This is a genomic window from Iodobacter sp. (assembly GCF_025352645.1).
In the GTDB taxonomy this organism is placed as follows: Bacteria; Pseudomonadota; Gammaproteobacteria; order Burkholderiales; family Chitinibacteraceae; genus Iodobacter.
The window spans coordinates 1-16,902 of the sequence record NZ_JANXSO010000056.1 but is presented as its reverse complement, the minus strand read 5'-3'; the positions used below and the strand labels follow the sequence as shown (position 1 = coordinate 16,902).

17 protein-coding genes, 1 pseudogene and 1 riboswitch are annotated in these 16,902 nt (G+C 48.6%); of the genes and pseudogenes, 9 read left to right on the top strand and 9 right to left on the bottom strand.

Going from position 1 to position 16,902, the window contains the following annotated elements; translation table 11 throughout:
• A pseudogene (locus tag Q0R17_RS07435) lies at positions 1-200 on the bottom strand (IS3 family transposase); the annotation flags it as partial.
• Between the two features lie 228 nt (positions 201-428).
• On the opposite strand from Q0R17_RS07435, the gene Q0R17_RS07430 reads away from it, so the two are divergent.
• Entirely contained in the window at positions 429-1,334 is a 906-nt protein-coding gene (locus Q0R17_RS07430) for a DMT family transporter (RefSeq protein WP_293933520.1), read from the top strand.
• 154 nt (positions 1,335-1,488) lie between these two features.
• Here Q0R17_RS07430 and Q0R17_RS07425 read toward each other — a convergent pair whose 3' ends face one another.
• The 7 genes from Q0R17_RS07425 to Q0R17_RS07395 form a co-directional block, all read right to left on the bottom strand.
• Entirely contained in the window at positions 1,489-1,968 is a 480-nt protein-coding gene (locus tag Q0R17_RS07425) for a YfbM family protein (protein ID WP_293933518.1), read from the bottom strand.
• Between the two features lie 228 nt (positions 1,969-2,196).
• Positions 2,197-2,994 carry a bifunctional hydroxymethylpyrimidine kinase/phosphomethylpyrimidine kinase gene (thiD, locus tag Q0R17_RS07420; RefSeq protein ID WP_293933516.1) on the bottom strand — a complete coding sequence of 266 codons (798 nt, stop codon included), beginning with the start codon at positions 2,992-2,994 and terminating at the stop codon, positions 2,197-2,199.
• A 165-nt stretch (positions 2,995-3,159) separates the two neighbouring features.
• The gene (thiE, locus tag Q0R17_RS07415) at positions 3,160-3,801 is read right to left on the bottom strand and encodes a thiamine phosphate synthase (RefSeq protein ID WP_293933514.1); all 642 of its coding nucleotides are present in this window, start codon (positions 3,799-3,801) and stop codon (positions 3,160-3,162) included.
• The gene (gene thiM / locus Q0R17_RS07410; RefSeq protein ID WP_293933512.1) at positions 3,798-4,619 is read right to left on the bottom strand and encodes a hydroxyethylthiazole kinase; all 822 of its coding nucleotides are present in this window, start codon (positions 4,617-4,619) and stop codon (positions 3,798-3,800) included. The genes thiE and thiM overlap by 4 nt, the downstream gene beginning before the upstream one ends.
• A 30-nt stretch (positions 4,620-4,649) precedes the next feature.
• Positions 4,650-4,744: riboswitch (TPP riboswitch) on the bottom strand.
• A gap of 74 nt (positions 4,745-4,818) precedes the next feature.
• On the bottom strand, positions 4,819-8,022 hold the full coding sequence (locus Q0R17_RS07405; protein ID WP_293933511.1) for a response regulator: 3,204 nt from the start codon (positions 8,020-8,022) through the stop codon (positions 4,819-4,821).
• A 9-nt stretch (positions 8,023-8,031) separates the two neighbouring features.
• Positions 8,032-8,520: a molybdopterin-dependent oxidoreductase gene (locus Q0R17_RS07400; protein ID WP_293933510.1), complete on the bottom strand. Its 489-nt coding sequence runs from the start codon at positions 8,518-8,520 to the stop codon at positions 8,032-8,034.
• Between the two features lie 113 nt (positions 8,521-8,633).
• Positions 8,634-9,767 carry a PLP-dependent aminotransferase family protein gene (locus Q0R17_RS07395; RefSeq protein WP_293933508.1) on the bottom strand — a complete coding sequence of 378 codons (1,134 nt, stop codon included), beginning with the start codon at positions 9,765-9,767 and terminating at the stop codon, positions 8,634-8,636.
• A 90-nt stretch (positions 9,768-9,857) separates the two neighbouring features.
• Between Q0R17_RS07395 and Q0R17_RS07390 the strand changes: the two genes are divergently transcribed.
• The 7 genes from Q0R17_RS07390 to Q0R17_RS07360 all read left to right on the top strand — a co-directional run bounded on the left by Q0R17_RS07390 (position 9,858) and on the right by Q0R17_RS07360 (position 15,538).
• Entirely contained in the window at positions 9,858-10,286 is a 429-nt protein-coding gene (locus tag Q0R17_RS07390) for a MarR family winged helix-turn-helix transcriptional regulator (protein ID WP_293933506.1), read from the top strand.
• A 19-nt stretch (positions 10,287-10,305) separates the two neighbouring features.
• Positions 10,306-11,277: a glycosyltransferase gene (locus tag Q0R17_RS07385; RefSeq protein ID WP_293933505.1), complete on the top strand. Its 972-nt coding sequence runs from the start codon at positions 10,306-10,308 to the stop codon at positions 11,275-11,277.
• A 37-nt stretch (positions 11,278-11,314) separates the two neighbouring features.
• Positions 11,315-11,665 (top strand): VOC family protein, encoded by a 351-nt coding sequence (locus tag Q0R17_RS07380; protein WP_293933503.1) that lies wholly within the window; start codon positions 11,315-11,317, stop codon positions 11,663-11,665.
• Positions 11,666-11,691: 26 nt separating this feature from the next.
• Positions 11,692-12,270, top strand: coding sequence for a hypothetical protein (locus tag Q0R17_RS07375; protein ID WP_293933500.1), 579 nt, complete (start codon positions 11,692-11,694; stop codon positions 12,268-12,270).
• Between the two features lie 22 nt (positions 12,271-12,292).
• Entirely contained in the window at positions 12,293-13,255 is a 963-nt protein-coding gene (locus Q0R17_RS07370; protein ID WP_293933499.1) for a DUF2157 domain-containing protein, read from the top strand.
• A complete protein-coding gene (locus tag Q0R17_RS07365; protein ID WP_293933497.1) occupies positions 13,252-14,868 on the top strand; it encodes a GDYXXLXY domain-containing protein in 1,617 nt (538 codons plus the stop codon). Before Q0R17_RS07370 ends, Q0R17_RS07365 begins: the two co-directional genes overlap by 4 nt.
• A 103-nt stretch (positions 14,869-14,971) precedes the next feature.
• Positions 14,972-15,538 (top strand): hypothetical protein, encoded by a 567-nt coding sequence (locus Q0R17_RS07360; RefSeq protein ID WP_293933495.1) that lies wholly within the window; start codon positions 14,972-14,974, stop codon positions 15,536-15,538.
• A 125-nt stretch (positions 15,539-15,663) separates the two neighbouring features.
• On the opposite strand, the gene Q0R17_RS07355 is transcribed toward Q0R17_RS07360, so the two are convergent.
• Positions 15,664-16,269, bottom strand: a complete 606-nt coding sequence (locus Q0R17_RS07355) for a DUF3592 domain-containing protein (RefSeq protein WP_293933493.1) — start codon at positions 16,267-16,269, stop codon at positions 15,664-15,666.
• A 354-nt stretch (positions 16,270-16,623) separates the two neighbouring features.
• Between Q0R17_RS07355 and Q0R17_RS07350 the strand changes: the two genes are divergently transcribed.
• On the top strand, positions 16,624-16,902 hold a 279-nt coding region (locus Q0R17_RS07350), incomplete at its 3' end, for a contractile injection system protein, VgrG/Pvc8 family (RefSeq protein ID WP_293933523.1).

Genomic DNA, 16,902 nt, shown 5'->3' with positions numbered 1-16,902 from the left:
ACCTCCTTCTGTGCTTGCAAGTATCTTTGTTTCCTACGTGCATAGCCCGCTGGCAGGTCAAGCATTTGTTCGTATTCCCGATACCAGCCTTTCAAGGCATTCTTGGTTGGATAACCCAGCTGGCGGATAGTTGGCCCGACGTGCTTTCCAAGTTGAATGTATAGCTGAACAGCACGCAATCTATCTTCGTACGAATACATGAACTATCCCCTAGTAGTCCAATATTTTATCCGCATCCCCGTGGGTCAGTTTTCGGTCGGCGTCAACAAAGCGACACACCGTTGTCTAAATCCCCTGCAAAACTTAGTCATTGAAACGTTAACTGCATTCATGCAAAAAATGCAGCAATAGATTGCAATAATGTCAATTTACACAACAGTAAGGCTTGCGGGACGATAGGGCTATCTTCTTATGAGAGCCCCACCATCATGCGAACAATCACCCATGCAGCCCCAGCCGCAGCCAACTTTTCTTTCTTCCCTCTGCTGGCCGTCCTGATCTGGACAGGCAACACGCTGGTCACCAAAGCCGCCGCCGTGGTGATCGAGCCAGCGGCCATTGCTTTTTACCGCTGGCTGCTGGCGGGCTTGGTTTTAACGCCGTTTGTATTGCGCGCCGTATGGCGGCAACGCGCTATTGTGGCGGCGCACTGGCCCAAGCTCGCTTTCTTAGGGTGTTTAGGCATGGGCATGTATCAGGGGCTGGCTTATGAAGCGGCAAAAACCACCTCGGCCATCCATATGGGTGTGGTCGTGGCTTTAATGCCGCTGTTTTCCACCTTGCTAGCCAGCCTATTTGCCGGGGATGCACTCAGTGCCGCACGGCTGGGCGGAGTGGGATTATCACTCATCGGGCTACTGATACTCTGCACCCACGGCCAACCCGCCACCTTACTACACGGCGCAGTGCAGCTAGGCGATGGGCTGATGCTAATCGCTGTGGCATCGAACGCACTTTACGGCGTATTGCTGAAACGCTGGGCGCTACCGCTATCCACGTGGCAGCAGCTTTATGTGCAGGCCGGTTTTGGCATTTTGATGTTACTGCCCTTCTGGTGGCTGGCCCCCGCATCACCCATTACCGCGCAAAATATCCCGCTGATTTTGTACGCCGGCATCCCCGCCTCCATCGGCGCACCGTTTTGCTGGATGAGTGGCATAAAAATCCTCGGCCCCGCCCGCGCCAGCCTCTACATGAACCTACTCCCCCTCTTTGTAGCACTAGCCGCATCCCCCCTCATGGGCGAACAACTTTATACTTACCATGCGATTGGCGGAACACTGGCCCTGGCAGGAGTTTGGTGGGGGCAAAGGGTGGTATTAAGCCCCGCATAATGGCTTGCGAAGAATAAACAAGGGGTAGATGCGATCATTCCAAGGCATTCATCTTGTATCAAAGGGGTGTACACACCCTCGTTTTTTTATTTGCGAAGTTCATGTGAACTTCGCAAAGTCATCTTAAGACTTAGTTTATAGAGCGCATAAATAATCAATTCAGAAAACTAATCGCCGCCTTACCTGCTTTTGCTGCGTCAGTATAAAAGCGCTGCAATACTTTGAAATTGCTTAGCAGAAACGCCAGTGCATCATCTCCTTCATCCCAAATATCGGGGTAAACCCCGGAATTTGTCATTGCTTCGACATCAAACATGGCGCGGAATGCTTCATCAGAGATGGCGTTTAGCCCCCTAGCGATTTCTTTTACGCTGGCGGCAGAGATGCCGTGGGCAGGGCCATAGCCTACGTCTTCTTCGCCAATTTTTTTAATTCCCAATACGGCATGGGCTAAAGGTGAAGACGCTGCGCTGTTTTCTGTCAGCATAAAATGAATACCATGCCATGCTTTATCAATATCAATAATTTGCGCTGCATATTCGCCATCTAATACCGCGGCGATTTCTCCAGATTCATCGTATAAAGCATCTAATTCATCCTGCGGGATGGCTAAAAAATTACCGATCATTGACATATTAAATCCTTATTTAAAAATTCTTTTCTTGAAGCAGATAAAAGCTAATCCTATTTATTTAAAAACATTAAATAAACCTAAAGGTAGGCGAAGCAGTTTAGTTTTTCCACGCTACGAGGGCTTACTTGGTTATGACTTTGTTCAAGCAAAGCCATGTATTGCATACAAACATATTAGAAGCGAACTGATCCATATCGTAGCGCGGATAACACAAAACAAGTACCCCACTCACCACCACGCATGAAAATGCTGCACCGGCCCTATTCCCTGCCCTACTTGTAATTGATCTGCGGCGGCAATGGCGGCAAGTAGATAGCTTTTTGCTGCGTGTACGGTGCTGGGCCAGTCTGGGTGTTTGGGCCGCAATGCGGCAAGGGCTGCGGATAAGGTGCAGCCGGTGCCGTGAGTGTGTTGGGTGGGAATGCGCGCTGCTGCAAAGCGGGTGGCACCAGCGGTGGTAATTAGCCAATCGGGGCTTTCATTGCCACCTAAATGCCCTCCCTTCATAAGCACGGCTTGCGCGCCCATTTGCAGCAAGGCGTGGCCTTGCTCTTGCATCTGCTGTTCAGTTTGTGCCTCGGCGCAGCCTAGCAATGCGGCAGCCTCAGGTAAATTGGGGGTAATCAAATCAGCCAAAGGCAGCAGCTCATTGCGAATGCCGGCGATGGCTTCTGGCAACAGCAGTGGGTGGCCGCCTTTGGCGATCATCACGGTATCGAGCACTATGCAGGCCGGGCGATGTTGGCGTAAGCCCCGTGCCACGGCGGCAACAATCTCTGCATTGGCTAGCATACCAATCTTGACGCTATCGACGCGGATATCTGCCAATACGGCATCAAGCTGCGCCAGAACAAAGTTAGGCGGCACGGCGTGAACGGCGTGTACGCCTTGGGTGTTTTGTGCGGTGAGCGCGGTAATCACGCTCATGCCATAAGCGCCCAGCGCCGAAAAAGTTTTTAAATCGGCCTGAATCCCCGCGCCACCGCCAGAATCAGAGCCGGCAATCGTTAATGCATTAACAATCATTAACCACTCCCTTCTGCTGCAAGGCACCACAGCGTAAATAGATAGCAAGCCGAATCAGACCCGGAAACCTTAGTGCATTAACAATCATTAACCACTCCCTTCTGCTGCAAGGCACCACAGCGTAAATAGATAGCAAGCCGAATCAGGCCCAGAAACCTTAGTGCATTAGAAATCATATGCAGCCATTTCCTTTCGTAAAGCTTGTGCTGCCTGCTGAGGGTCGTTCTGGCCACAAATGGCCGAAACCACGGCTACGCCATCAGCCCCCGCCGCACGTAAACCGGCTACCCGCCCCAAGCCTATGCCGCCGATTGCTACGGCAGGTAGGGATTTTATTTGCATCAGAGTGGCAAATTCTTCTAGGCCGATGACTGGGGAGGCGTCTAATTTTGTGCCGGTGGCAAACACCGGCCCCACGCCAATGTAATCCACCAAACCCTGTGGCACAGCTTTGATATGGGCGGCATTAGAGGTCGACAAACCCAATATTTTATTTGGCCCAATGAGCTGCCGAGCCATCTCTGGCGCGATATCCTGCTGGCCCACATGCACACCGGCGGCATCCACCAACAGCGCCACATCGATATGATCATTAATAATTAAGGGAATATTCAATGGCCTTAGCGCGTTTTTAAGCGCCTGAGCGGCGCTCACCCACTGGCGTTTTTTCCAATTAGGTGCGCGCAGTTGCACGATGGTCACGCCCCCTGCCACTGCGGCCAGAGCGGTTGCCACCATGCCCTGCTCGCCACCGCATAGATCAGGATCTAGCACCAAATAAAGCGATAAATCAAAAGAAAGTTTCATTCTTCTGCCGCCTTTAACAGAGTGGGCTGCATGATATACAGCGCATCTAAAAATGCGGGCAGAAAGGTGCCGGGGCCATCGCAAGCTGATTCGGCGCGCTCCCCAGCAATCGCCATCACGGCGCAGGCGGCGGCCACTGCAGCAAGCCGATCAGGCGCACCCGCCACAAAGGCCGCCACCACGGCAGATAAGGCGCAGCCCGTACCCACTACGCGGGTCATCAAAACATGGCCCCAGGGAATCGCCCAGGTGACTTTACCATCGCTAACGTAATCCACCTCGCCCGTTACCGCCACAATTGCGCCGGTTTGCTGGGCCAGCCGCTTTGCAGCCGCAATGGCAGAGGCCGATTGCACCGTGCTATCTACGCCCTTGCCGCTAGCGGATTCGCCTGCCAAGCACATAATTTCTGAGGCATTGCCGCGAATCACCGCTGGTTTTTCTTGTATTAAAGCGTGCAAGGCATCGGTTCGATAGGCCAAAACGCCTGCTGCCACGGGGTCTAACACCCAAGGCGTGCCTGCCGTATTGGCCGCCGCTACCGCCGCTTGCATCACAGCAAGGCGCGCTGGGTAAAGCGTGCCGACATTAATCAATAGCGCATCGGCCATCGCGGCAAAATCGGTGACTTCTACCTCGGCCACGATCATGGCAGGGGATGTGCCGAGCGCGAGTAAGACATTTGCGGTGATGGATTGCACCACTTCATTGGTCAAGCAATGCACCAAGGGCGCTGCGGCGCGCATGCGTTCTAGCTCTTCGCCAACACGGCGCAAAGAAAATTGGGGGATAAGTGGGATGGTGTGCAAGTCAGACATTTTGAGTTCCTTGGCAGGCGCAGGCGGCCCATCAAGGATGGCCGACATCCCTACGCTGGCATTATCCAGATCAGGTCACGGGTATTTCTCAGCCGTATTCACTTACGGCACCCCGAGTCAGACAAGCATTTTGCGCATAAAACCAAGGACAAACAAGCATAAAAGATCAAAATTTTAATACAAACTGTCTGTAGCTAGGCTATTTATTGATTTGTTTAACCGCTTGCATGGCCAAATGCGCTTTCACTCGGCTTAACACCAAAGGCAGGCACAATGGCTTAGTCATATAATCTATCGCGCCTAATTCCATGCCAAAGATCTCATCCTCTGCTTCGCAACGGGCCGACATAAAGATAATAGGAATATGGCAAAGTGCTGGGTTGGCCTTGATTTGCCGACAAGCTTCATAGCCATCCATTTCTGGCATCAGGATATCCAATAAAATAAGCTGCGGCAGCGGTGTTTTAGCCAACATATCTAGGGCCTCTAAGCCGTTATTGGCGGTAACAACCCGAAATTCTTTTTTTAGCATGCGATCAATCAGCAGCAGATTCATCGGGGTATCGTCTACCGCCATCACCAAAGGCGCTTCAGCCGCCTGAGGCTCCACCTCATCGCCGCTTAGCTTTACCCCATCTAATGCCACAATTAAATCCACCAAAAAACTCATCAAGGCTGAAGAAAACGCCTCCAGCATAGGCTTACACATTGGATCGGTTGGGCGGTAGCGAATAACGTTTTCTAATTCAGCGGCCAGCTCTGCTAGCTCTGTAGCGCCAATACTGCCTGCTACGGATTTACTGCTATGCAATAAGCGCTCGGCAGTGCTGTAATCTTTTTCCTCTAAGGCCAAGCTAATCTCCGCAATAATTGCGGATTGCCCATGAATAAATTTTCTAAGCATTTCCAAATATAAAGATTCTTTTCCTAGCACTCGCCGCAGGCCATTACTCACATCTAAGCCCGCAATATTAAGCAATTCCAATTTATGGGTTAATGCAAAAGATTTGTTGGCTACGATTGCCGCACCATTCATCTTATTGGCATTTTCAGGCCGTGGTTTTATCCAGCGCAATAATGCTGACCACAGATCATTAGGCTCGATGGGTTTGGCAACGTGATCATTCATTCCCGCAGCGATACATCGCTCTTGGTCTGCCTTCATGGCATTCGCCGTCATTGCCACAATCGATACATTGGCATATTGCGGTAACAGCCTTATTTGTTTGGTGGCTTCCAGCCCATCCATCACCGGCATTTGCATATCCATCAATACTAAGTCGTAACTTGTTTGTTGAACTTTTTGAACCGCTTGTTGACCATCTTCGGCCAAATCAACGGTGAATCCTGCATCATGTAATAAATCGATGGCAACTTGTTGATTTAAATCGTTATCCTCTACTAATAAAATACGCGCACCTTGAATGCTTGATAAATCAATTTCTAGTGTAGATGTATTTAACAATGCAAAAGATGCTCTATCGTTAGCGCTACCCAATACCCGCATGGTGGTATCAAATAATTGCGAGGCACTTACTGGTTTGATTAACACATCATCAATCAGATTGGCGGGTGTTTCATTCAATACCTCATCCCGCCCATAAGCAGTGACCACCACTAATTGCGGTGGTGCTTGTAAGGCTAAAGATTGAATCGCTCTTGCTGTTTCAGCGCCATCCATCTGCGGCATACGCCAATCTAAAAAAACCACTGCAAATGGCGCGCCAGCTGCGTCGGCCTGTTTCACCTGAGCCACGGCGGCCTGCCCTGACATCACCACACTCGGCTGAAAAGTCATGGTGCATAATAACTCGGCCAAAACACGGGCGGCGTCTTCTTGATCATCCACCACCAGCACGGCTTTGTTGCGCAGATCTACACTCGGCAATAAGGAGCGTGGTACCAAGCGGCTGATATTTAAGCGCGTAGTAAACCAAAAAACACTGCCTTCGCCCCAAACACTAGTCAACCCTACTTCGCCCCCCATCAGCTGGGCCAATTGTTTAGAAATAGCCAAGCCTAAACCCGTCCCGCCATATTTACGGGTTATTGAGGTATCTGCTTGCTGAAAGGATTGAAATAAACGCTCAATTTGATTTGCCTCAATCCCAATCCCTGTATCACTCACCGCCCAATAAAGCAGCACACCTTCATTGTTTTTTTCTAAAACTTTGCAAGTTAACTTCACACACCCTTCTTGTGTAAATTTAACCGCGTTATTTATATAGTTGATCAATACTTGCTCGATCCTTAATGAATCACCGCACAAAGTTCTGGGTACATCAGCGGCAATATCAAAAACCAGCTCTAATCCTTTACTATTCACTTTATCTAGCAATAAATTAGCCACATTATCCAGCACTTTATCCAATTCAAAATCAAGCATTTCAATTTTTAATTTTCCAGATTCTATTTTAGAAAAATCCAGAATATCATTGATAATACCTAGCAAATGCTGGCCAGATTTTTGAATTTTTTCAATATAATCACGCTGTTTAAATGTAAGATTAGATTTAAGCACCAAATAAGACATGCCAATCACCGCATTCATTGGGGTGCGGATTTCATGGCTCATATTGGCTAAAAATTCGGATTTCATTTGCGAAGCTTGATCTGCATGATTGCGCGCCCGCTCTAGCTCTATTTGCTGCACTTGCAATGTATCGTTGGCCAAGCCCAAAGCCGAGGTTCGCTCAGAGACTTTGGCCTCTAGCGCCTCTTCATTGCGTTTTAATGCATAAACCAAGTCAGTTTGGCTTTGCAGGGCATCGGCCTGCGCCTTGGCCCGCTGGCGATGCTGACGCAACATGGCAAAAGCCAGCAATAAGGTTAGTAAGCATTGAAACCCCGTCAGCGTGCTAGTGAAAATAATTTGCTTTTTTACTTCGGCACCGCGGCCATCCACCACATTGGCAGAAGCAACAGCGGCTTTTAAATCCAACTCTTGGATTAAATCTTCTAGTGGAGGAGCAAAGCTTTGTAATAAGCCCGCAAATTGAGCTGATGCAATGGGCCGATCTGGGTAGGCTCCTAGGTAATGATCCGCCTCGCTAACAAACTGATTTAATGCCTTGACTGTTTCAGAGAAAATAGGAAATCCCCGCATTAACTCTTTTGGCGCGCCTGCTTGGCAATTTATTATCCGGCTAACAAATATTTCGTAGCGCAATTTTAATTCATCAAGCGGCACTTTGTTTTTATCTAGTAAGTGCAATTCAAATGTTTTTTCAAATCGCTGATAATCTACATGTAATTGAATCAATGCCCAAAGTGCGTTGTCATCTGCTCGCCCTAATGCTGTATTTAAACTTTTAAATTGAATCACTTGCAAAACGGCAATTGCGGCATAGACAGCGACCAAACTACTAATGATGAGCCATAGCAGCCGCTTGCTGTGATCCATAGCTCCCCCTTATTGCATATTTATTTTTGAGAGTTGCCAAATAGATCGCGTGTAATACAGCTCTTTTTGTAGCTCCTCATGTTTATCATAGGGATATACAATAAATAGCGGGCCTTTCTCCCGAATAGGCATAGGCTTATCATTCATTAGCCGCGCCAATACCACAGGGTAATGCGCCACATCGGAATAAGGTATTTCTACACGATAGTCATTTAGGGCGATCAAGGTGATTTTTTCACCCTTTGCTCCCGCCGCCGCTAATACATCTTTTAAAAGAGGCCCAGTAAACTTAACCGGCTTGTCATACCAAGGTGTTTGCGTAGTGAAACTAATTTGGGGGAGCTTTGTTAGCTGATCCATGGTAAATACAGCCTCTTTACCACGATTAGGCTGACTTACATTTCCAGAAACAGTAAGGATAACAGCCCCACCTGGGGCTTCTAGTGCAAATACTGAGCTACAAAAACAGCAAATAGCAAACCAGAGTGGCAGTTTCATTATTTAGACTCCAAAGCAAACTCAATAACAATAGGGTGCATTTACACACTAGTATTGAATTGCCTTTCTTGCCCCCACAACACACAAACTGACCTGCTATTTATCTTATTCTTTTAATTCAGCAATCGGGCTAGTAAGCACACGCCCTGCTCAATTTGCTCGATACTGGCATGGCTAAAATTAAGCCTTAGTGTTGCAGATGGCTGCGGCACTGGATCAAAAGCTGCGCCAGGCATAATCGCCAGGCCTGCATCTAATGCGGTGCGCATTAGATGCATCGTATCTTGTTGGGTATTGAGTGTTAGCCAAAAAAACAAACCTCCAATTGGCTTTTCCCAATGGGCTTTATCCCCCAAATGGCGCTGTAAGCAAGCATGCATAAAATCACGCTTCTGCCGATACAAAGGCAAAATACTACTAATATGCCGATCTAAGCTACCATCGGCCAAAACTTGCGCCACAATGGCTTGGCTGAGGCGATTGCTATGCAAATCAGCGGCTTGCTTAAGCCGTGTTAGTGGCAAAACAAGCTCGGGGTGCGCAACAAGATAACCAAGACGTAATCCTGGAGCAAGCGTTTTAGAAAACGATCCTTGATACACCCAAAGCGCCTTTTTGAGCTGTGAGACAATAGGCTCAGGTGCAGGGCCATCAAAAGAAAGATCTCGGTAAGGATCATCCTCAAACACCAGCATAGCGTGCCGATCAAACGCCTCGGCCAAAGCCTGACGGCGCTCTTTTGAATAACATCGCCCTGTTGGATTTTGAAATGTGGGCACCAAGTAGGCCAAGCGGGCATCACATTCTGCCAAAGCTTCCGGCAAAATGCCTTGCTCATCTTGCTGGGTACTCACAAACTCACCACCAAACAAGCGAAACACCTGTAAGGCAGCTAGGTAAGTTGGCGATTCGGTTAGTATGCGCGTGCCTTCACTCACCATTAGCTTACTAACAAGATCAATCCCCTGTTGCGAGCCGTTTACAATCAATACTTGCTCCGCAGTACAGTCAATACCCAGTGCTTTAGCACGTAAAGCCACTTGCTGACGCAGTGCAGGCTCACCCTCGGTTTGCCCATATTGCCAAATATCATCTGGCAACTGGCTTAAGGTATTTTGATCCGCCTTAAACAGGGCTTCGCTGGCTGGTAAGCCCCCTGCAAAAGAAATAATGCCGGGCTGCGAAGCCGCAGCTAAAATATCTCTCACTAATGAGGAAGTTAGCCGATTAATACGTGTTGCAAACATAGCCCGATGCCCATAGGTCAATACATATGACCTATTTATGCACTAGACTCCGCTACTATGTCAAGCAACTAGGCTCAAGTGCACGCATCCATGACCAAAATGAATACAGACTTACTTAAAACCGACTTGGAACTCCTGTTTTATGGCTATCGCGCCTTTACATCACTGCCCGATGAAATGCTTAGCCCCTTACAACTAGCCCGAGTGCACCACCGCATTCTTTATTTTGTTGGGCGTGAAGCGGGCCTGTCGGTTAACACCCTTTTAGCCAAGCTGGGTACTTCCAAGCAGGCGCTGAATCGGCCATTAAGAGAACTGCAAGAAAAAGGCCTTATTATTGCCAGCACCGCCAAGCACGACGGGCGGGTAAAGTGCCTTACACTCAGCCAAACCGGCATAGATTTAGAAGAAAAACTATCTACTAGCCAGCGTGATTTACTGAGCCGAGCCTTCGCAAAAAGCCCAGAATCTGAAGCTGGATGGCGGGCTATTATGAGTATTTTGGCCACAGAGCCTTAAATTAAGTAGCGGACCAAAAATGAAACTCAGTATTGTTATTCCTTTTATGAACCCAGATCCTCAGCATTTTTCTGCAATGCTAAGGGGCTTGGCTGCCTGCCAATTTGCTATTTTTAGCGCCGTAGATATCATTTTGGTAAATGACGGCAGCCAATATGATTACCAAGCAGAAATAGCTGCGGCCAGCCCATTACTATCGATTCAACTGATTGAATTACCCTGTAATCACGGCGTGTCTTATGCGCGAAATATAGGCATGGCGGCGGCAACGGGAGATTGGATTGCCCTACATGATGCAGATGATATTAGCCTGCCACAGCGTTTTATAGAAAGCGCGCTATTTTTACAGCGCCACCCAGAAGTCATTGCCGTATCGGGCGATATGCTGGTGTTTAATGAGGAGGGTGAAGACGAATTAATGCGTTTATTTCCTTTGTCGCATCAAGACATATGCGTGGATAATTTATTTTATTGTGCTATGGCCCAGCCCGCCATGATGCTTAATCGTGCGCTTTGGTTGGCCAGTGGTGTTCAATACACAGAAAAAATGGATATGGCCCAAGATTGGGACTTTGTAATTCGCCTCAGCCAATACGGACAATTGGCTAATTTAGGCCTGCCATTAGTTCGTTATCGCCAGCATATACGGCAGCGCAGTGCCGAAATTAATGGCGAATTCGCCAACATTCATGTCCGTGGCATTTGGAAAGAACAACTCACCCACCTAGGGGCCGATATCAACCCCACGCTATTACAAGTGCATGGGCATTTATCGCCCTACTGGCTTTGGCAGCTCTCTGATATTGCGCAGGCGTGGGAGCTTTGCCCTCAAGCGGTTAGCCATTGGGGCAATGAAATACTTCGCACCAATCAAATCAGCCAATACGTAAGTAGCGTAATCTTAGCGCAAAAAATTCACCGCTTGCAGCGCCATTGGCATGCATGGAAAGCCAGCGGCAATCCGGCAACACAGGTACAGTTTTTATTATAAATACCCATTAACCGCCAAATTTACTTGGAGCCACTTTATGCATCAGCATCACAAAGTGAATTATATTGAAATGCCTTCCAGAGATTTAGCCCAAAGCAAAGCCTTTTTTATCAAGGTATTTGGCTGGGCATTTGTGGATTACGGGCCAGAATATTGCGCTTTTTCTAATGAAGGAATTGATGGTGGCTTTTATTTCGCTGATTTAGCGATTTCTAGCCAAAGCGGCGCGCCCTTAATTGTTTTATACAGCAATCAACTTGAAACGACGCAAAGCGCCGTATTGGCTGCGGGTGGAGAATTAATTAAGGCTATTTTTTCTTTTCCTGGCGGGCGGCGCTTTCAATTTAAAGACCCAGTGGGAAACGAGTTTGCCGTATGGTCGGAATAAGCCACTCCTCTCATGAGGCTATCGCCATGCTTACTCCCCCTAAGCCTCATATGCCCGAAGCCGAGCGACAAGCGCTTACAACTGCATTGCAACAAGCCCATAGCTATTTAGAATTTGGCATGGGCGGCAGCACCCTGCTGGCGGCGTGGCTGGGCGTGCCACAGATTGTTGCCATTGATTCCAGCCAAGCGTGGGTAGACAAAGTGGCAGACCAAATTGCGGGCATTCAAACCGCCAGCCAAACCACGCTGCTTTTTGCCGACATTGGCCCAACCGGTGACTGGGGCTACCCTGAGGGCGCAGCAGCGCAGTGCCGCTGGCCTGATTACTATGCGCTGGCATGGGCCGCAGTAGCAGAGCCAGACTTAGTGCTCATTGATGGCCGATTTAGAGTGCCATGTTTTTTGTATTCATTACTGAGGCTTAAGCCTGGCGCAGTTATCTTGTGGGATGACTACGCACAGCGCCCTGAATATCATCTGATTGAGCAATACCTTGCCCCCAGCGCGCTCTTTGGTGATATGGCAAAATTTATAGTGCCTAGTCACATAAATACGGCAAATATTCTTAATAGCTTATTTAAAAATCTCTATTTAGTTAATTAAATGCGCCTCTAAAGGAATAAGCATGGATCGCCTTACCCTTTACGCATTGGCAGCCAAATACCAGCTAAACACGTCAGCCACGCAGCAATTGCACGCGTTGAGCAAAGCCAATGCCAAAACACTGACGGATCGTTTGCCACGCGGGATCGCAATGGCTGCTGCGGCGATGTTTGGCTTAGGGCTGATTTTTTGGATTGCCGCCAACTGGGACACCCTAGGGCGGCTGGGGCACTTTGTGCTTTTGCAATCGCTCTGCGTGCTGTGTTGTGTGGCGGCGCTATGGCTAAGCAAAGCACGCTTGCCTTTATCCCTGCTAGCGCTGCTTTCTATAGGCGGGCTATTTGCTTATTTTGGGCAAACTTATCAAACCGGGGCCGATCCCTGGCAGCTATTTGCAGTATGGGGCGCATTGGCCCTGCCGCTTTGCTTAAGCGCCCGAAGCGATGCGCTCTGGGCACCTTGGGCGCTGATTATCAGCACGGGAATTTCACTATGGATTTACGCACATACCGGCCATAGCTGGCGACTGCAACCAGAAGATACGCGCATTTTTTTGCTAGGCTGGAGCGCATCCCTGCTGCTTAGTTTTATGCTCAGCCCTAAAATGCCCTACTTAAAGGGCAGCGGCCTTTGGGCTTTTCGCAGCGCCATCACCCTCAGCAGCATCATGATCTGCAGTAGCGCCTTCACGGCACTGCTGATGCACGATACAAGCACCCTTTACTATCTGGGTTTGCTGCTATTTGCCCTTGCCGCTATCGCCATGGCCCAAACCGCTTCTTTCGATATCTACGGGCTAAGCATCATTAGCTTAAGTCTAAATATTCTGCTGGTGTCTGGCCTAGTCAAGCTGCTGTTTGACAATGGCCAGCACGATAATTTTATTGGCGCAATTTTACTAATAGGCCTGATCGCTGCTGGCTTACTCGCCTTTACTGTTAGCACTTTACTGCGCCTATCTAAGCGCCAGGCAGCCCTTTTATGAGCCATCCGTCTTTAGATCACCCCCTAAAACAAGCCATCGCCCTAGGCATTTTGCCCAGCGATGCCCACGTTAAAAAACCAGAAAGCCGCCCTTGGCCCGTGGTGCTGCTTACTGCACTAGGTGCATGGCTGGCCGCGATTCCGCTCTTGATCGTAGTGGGGCTCTTGCTAGGTGACACCATTATTCATAGCGTGGCAGGGCCTTACTTAGTGGGGGTGTTAGTTTTAGCTGCCGCTATTTTGCTACTGCGTGGGCAAGATATTCCTTTTTTTGTAGAGCAACTTGCCATCCCCGCCTTAATCGTGGGGTCAGCGCTCTTGGCCTACGGCCTATTTGAGCATCTACCCAACCACCTTGCTTGCGCCATGCTGGCGCTACTAGCGGGAGGACTGACTTGGGCTATTCCTAGACCATGGCTGCGTGTTTTACTAGGCGCAGCATCTGCAGCCCTCAGCGGCAGCGCCATTCTTCTTTGCATTAAAAACGGCCATAGCAGCGCTTATGCCGAGCTATGGCTTGCTCTGCACGCCTTACTTTTGCTGTGGCTACTTGCAATTACCGTGCAACACATGCTCCTTATCGATGGAGCAAAAGCTTTAGTTGCCGCTGCTTTCGAATCATTTTTTACTGGCTGGTTACTTGTTGCTTTAGCAGGGCTGGCTTTTAGCTCAGGGATGACTTTTCTCGTGGGGGCCAGCCTGAGTAATAGCGTTTTTGCTGAAGTAATGAATGAAGTAGCTCCCCAATCGATAGCGGCCAGTAGCTTATTCGCCCTTAGCTCATCCATCCTTGCCTTGGCTGCAGGATTGTTACTGTGGCGCAACTGGCCTGTTCTGCGCCCCTATGCAGGTGCGGCACTCATCTTGGTCGCGCTAGCTTGGTTTATGCCCGCACTTGGCGCAGTATTGTTGGCCCTGTCCATCAGCCTAATCGCTGGACGCTGGCGCGTGGCAAGCACAGCGGGCCTTGCCACCACATGGATTATTGGCGCGTTTTATTATCAGCTCAGTTGGTCACTCACCAATAAAGCACTGCTATTTATGCTGGCGGGCAGCCTGCTCGGCGCACTTGCATGGCGGGCATTCGCTCCAAAAAAATCATCTCATCCCACTCAAACACCGCCCTTTTCATCTAAGCAAAAAGTTGGCATTGTGCTCTCGGCAGCCGCAACGCTACTGGTCGCCAATATTGGCATTTGGCAAAAAGAAAACCTCATCGCGCACGGCCAGCCGCTCTATATCGCCCTTGCCCCTGCCGACCCACGTTCTTTGATGCAGGGCGATTTTATGCGGCTTAACTTTCAAATCCCCTTTGATACCCCATCTCTTGGCGACTTAAACAATCCATCCCGCCCTTTTATTGTAATGAAGCGCGATAAGCAGAATATAGCGATCACTCCGCGTATCGACCACGGCGAGCCACTGGCAGCAGGCGAATTCAAAGTTGAGCTCAGCCCAAAAAACGGCCGCTGGATATTAGTCAGTGACGCTTGGTTTTTTAAAGAGGGCGAAGCACAGCGCTGGGCTGTGGCCAAATATGGTGAGTTTAGAGTTAATCCAGACGGCAAGGCTTTGCTAGTGGGCTTAAAGGGTGATGGGTTAAAACCACTTTAAGTAGGCTCAATAATTTTAATGGCAGTAAATATGTGGAAATATTTCGTTAATATGAAAAATTGGGGCTAATATTTTATTTACCCCGCTGCACAGAGATATATCCATGAGACTTGTGCTTTACACCCTAGTCACAGACAAAAAGAAAGCCGAGCGAATTGCCGCCATGACGGACGACATATACCACATTGGCGGCGTGGCCCCCACGGGTGACGGTTGCGCTGTGCGAATGTCCTTTACCAAAGTGGGAAGCTCCAGTGGCTATGTGCTGGATGAAGACAGCAAAATGGCCATTGCCGCATCGGTGGGGCTTTTAAACTCTATCGATTCGGTTGTTTTTATTCTGCATGCCTACCCCGGAAAGCTATGCCCACAAGGTGCGCACTCCAGCATAGGCGAAATCACCAGCACGGCCGCGGCATGGTCACTAACTAATGCCCGCAACCTGCTCGCCATTTGGGGCCCAAGCTCGGTGTATTTTTTATGCTGTGAATTCGGGCAAATACGGCCATCCGGATTTGCCCAACACTATGTTGTACCCGATGGCCCACTTTATATTGCCCAAGGACTTCAAGCAGGCGTGCGCATTTTTGCACTTACCGAAAAAGTATATATTTTTGATGGCATGCCCGTTCTTAGAGACAGCTACTATTCAAGAAGAATAACGTCATAAGAAACGAATAAGTGCGCATGCAAAATCCCCTATACGGCGGGGGTGACGCTTCTTTAGTTAGCCTAAAATGTAAAAAATAGAGTTGCTTATTGCAGCAATTAGGGCCGCAGCAATTCAAAGTGCATTTATGTTTTTTTAGGCCATTTGCCTTGCGCTTTTTTACGGGCAATTGCATCAATCCTAGCCCTTTGCGATTCAGCTCGCTCACGCTTGCTCGGGCGGCGTTCTTTATATGTAACACCCATTGTGGATAAAATCGCCACACACCCCAACACAAATAGCAGCATACTCAACAGCAATACCCCACCCCCTTTAATGGTGTGCAGCCACCACGGAAGCTGATCAAAACGTGTGAACACCACCGATGGATTGGATGGCTGATAAGCAACGCTCAACGTGCTCCCTACAGAATACTCCGCCCATTGCTGCTGTTGCTCCACCAATGTATCGCTACGGTCGGATTTATACTCTCCACGATAAGCTTGATCTGCCAAAAAATATTGGTAATTAATTTGAGTTTCAAAAAACGCCTTGTTCTTATGCTTGGATGAAATAAAGTCAATTTTCTCAACAATTGCCGTTGTATGCGGCCAATTCTGGCTTTGATAAGCCTGCCACTGCAAGTGTATATAGCCTGATGAAAAATAAACGGCAGCACATCCACTGATAAACAACATAATTGACAAAATAGCGGAATATAAATCAAGCACATGTTGTTTAAATTTTTTCATAAAATAATCAATAAAAAATGGAACTAATAAAAAATTATTATCGCACTCTGAATGAAACTTATTTTTTGTGCGCGTTTACATAATACAAAAAATCATTTGGCAAAATAATTTATGAATTGCAGCATGTCAATATTGCAATTCACCTACGCCGCAAGTAATAAATAAGTAATTATTATTTTTAATGCTTGCAGTTGCGTGTAATACATCGGCTCAATGTTTCACAGACTGAAAGCCATGACTTTGTTAAAAGATATCCTATCCTCCTTCGCCGCAGCCTTTAATCAAGATAATCGCCTTATTAGCTTGCAACTGGGCGATGGCTCGGCTTGAGGTGAGCAGCTTTTACCGCAGCGTATTAGCGGCCGCGAGGGGGTTAGCCAAGCCTACCGCTATCAGTTGGATTGCCTCTCACCGGATGGCGCTTTAGAGCTCAAATCTTTGCTGGGCCTGCCGGTGGTGGTCTCGATCAGCACCGCAGAGGGTGGGTTAATCGAGCGCTGCGGGGTGGTTTCGCAGGCGGCGCTGGCAGGCTCGGATGGCGGCTTTGCCCGCTACCATTTAAGTATTGAGCCGCCTTTTGCTCTGCTTAGATATCGCAGTACCTCACGGGTGTTTCAAGATTTAAGCGTTCCA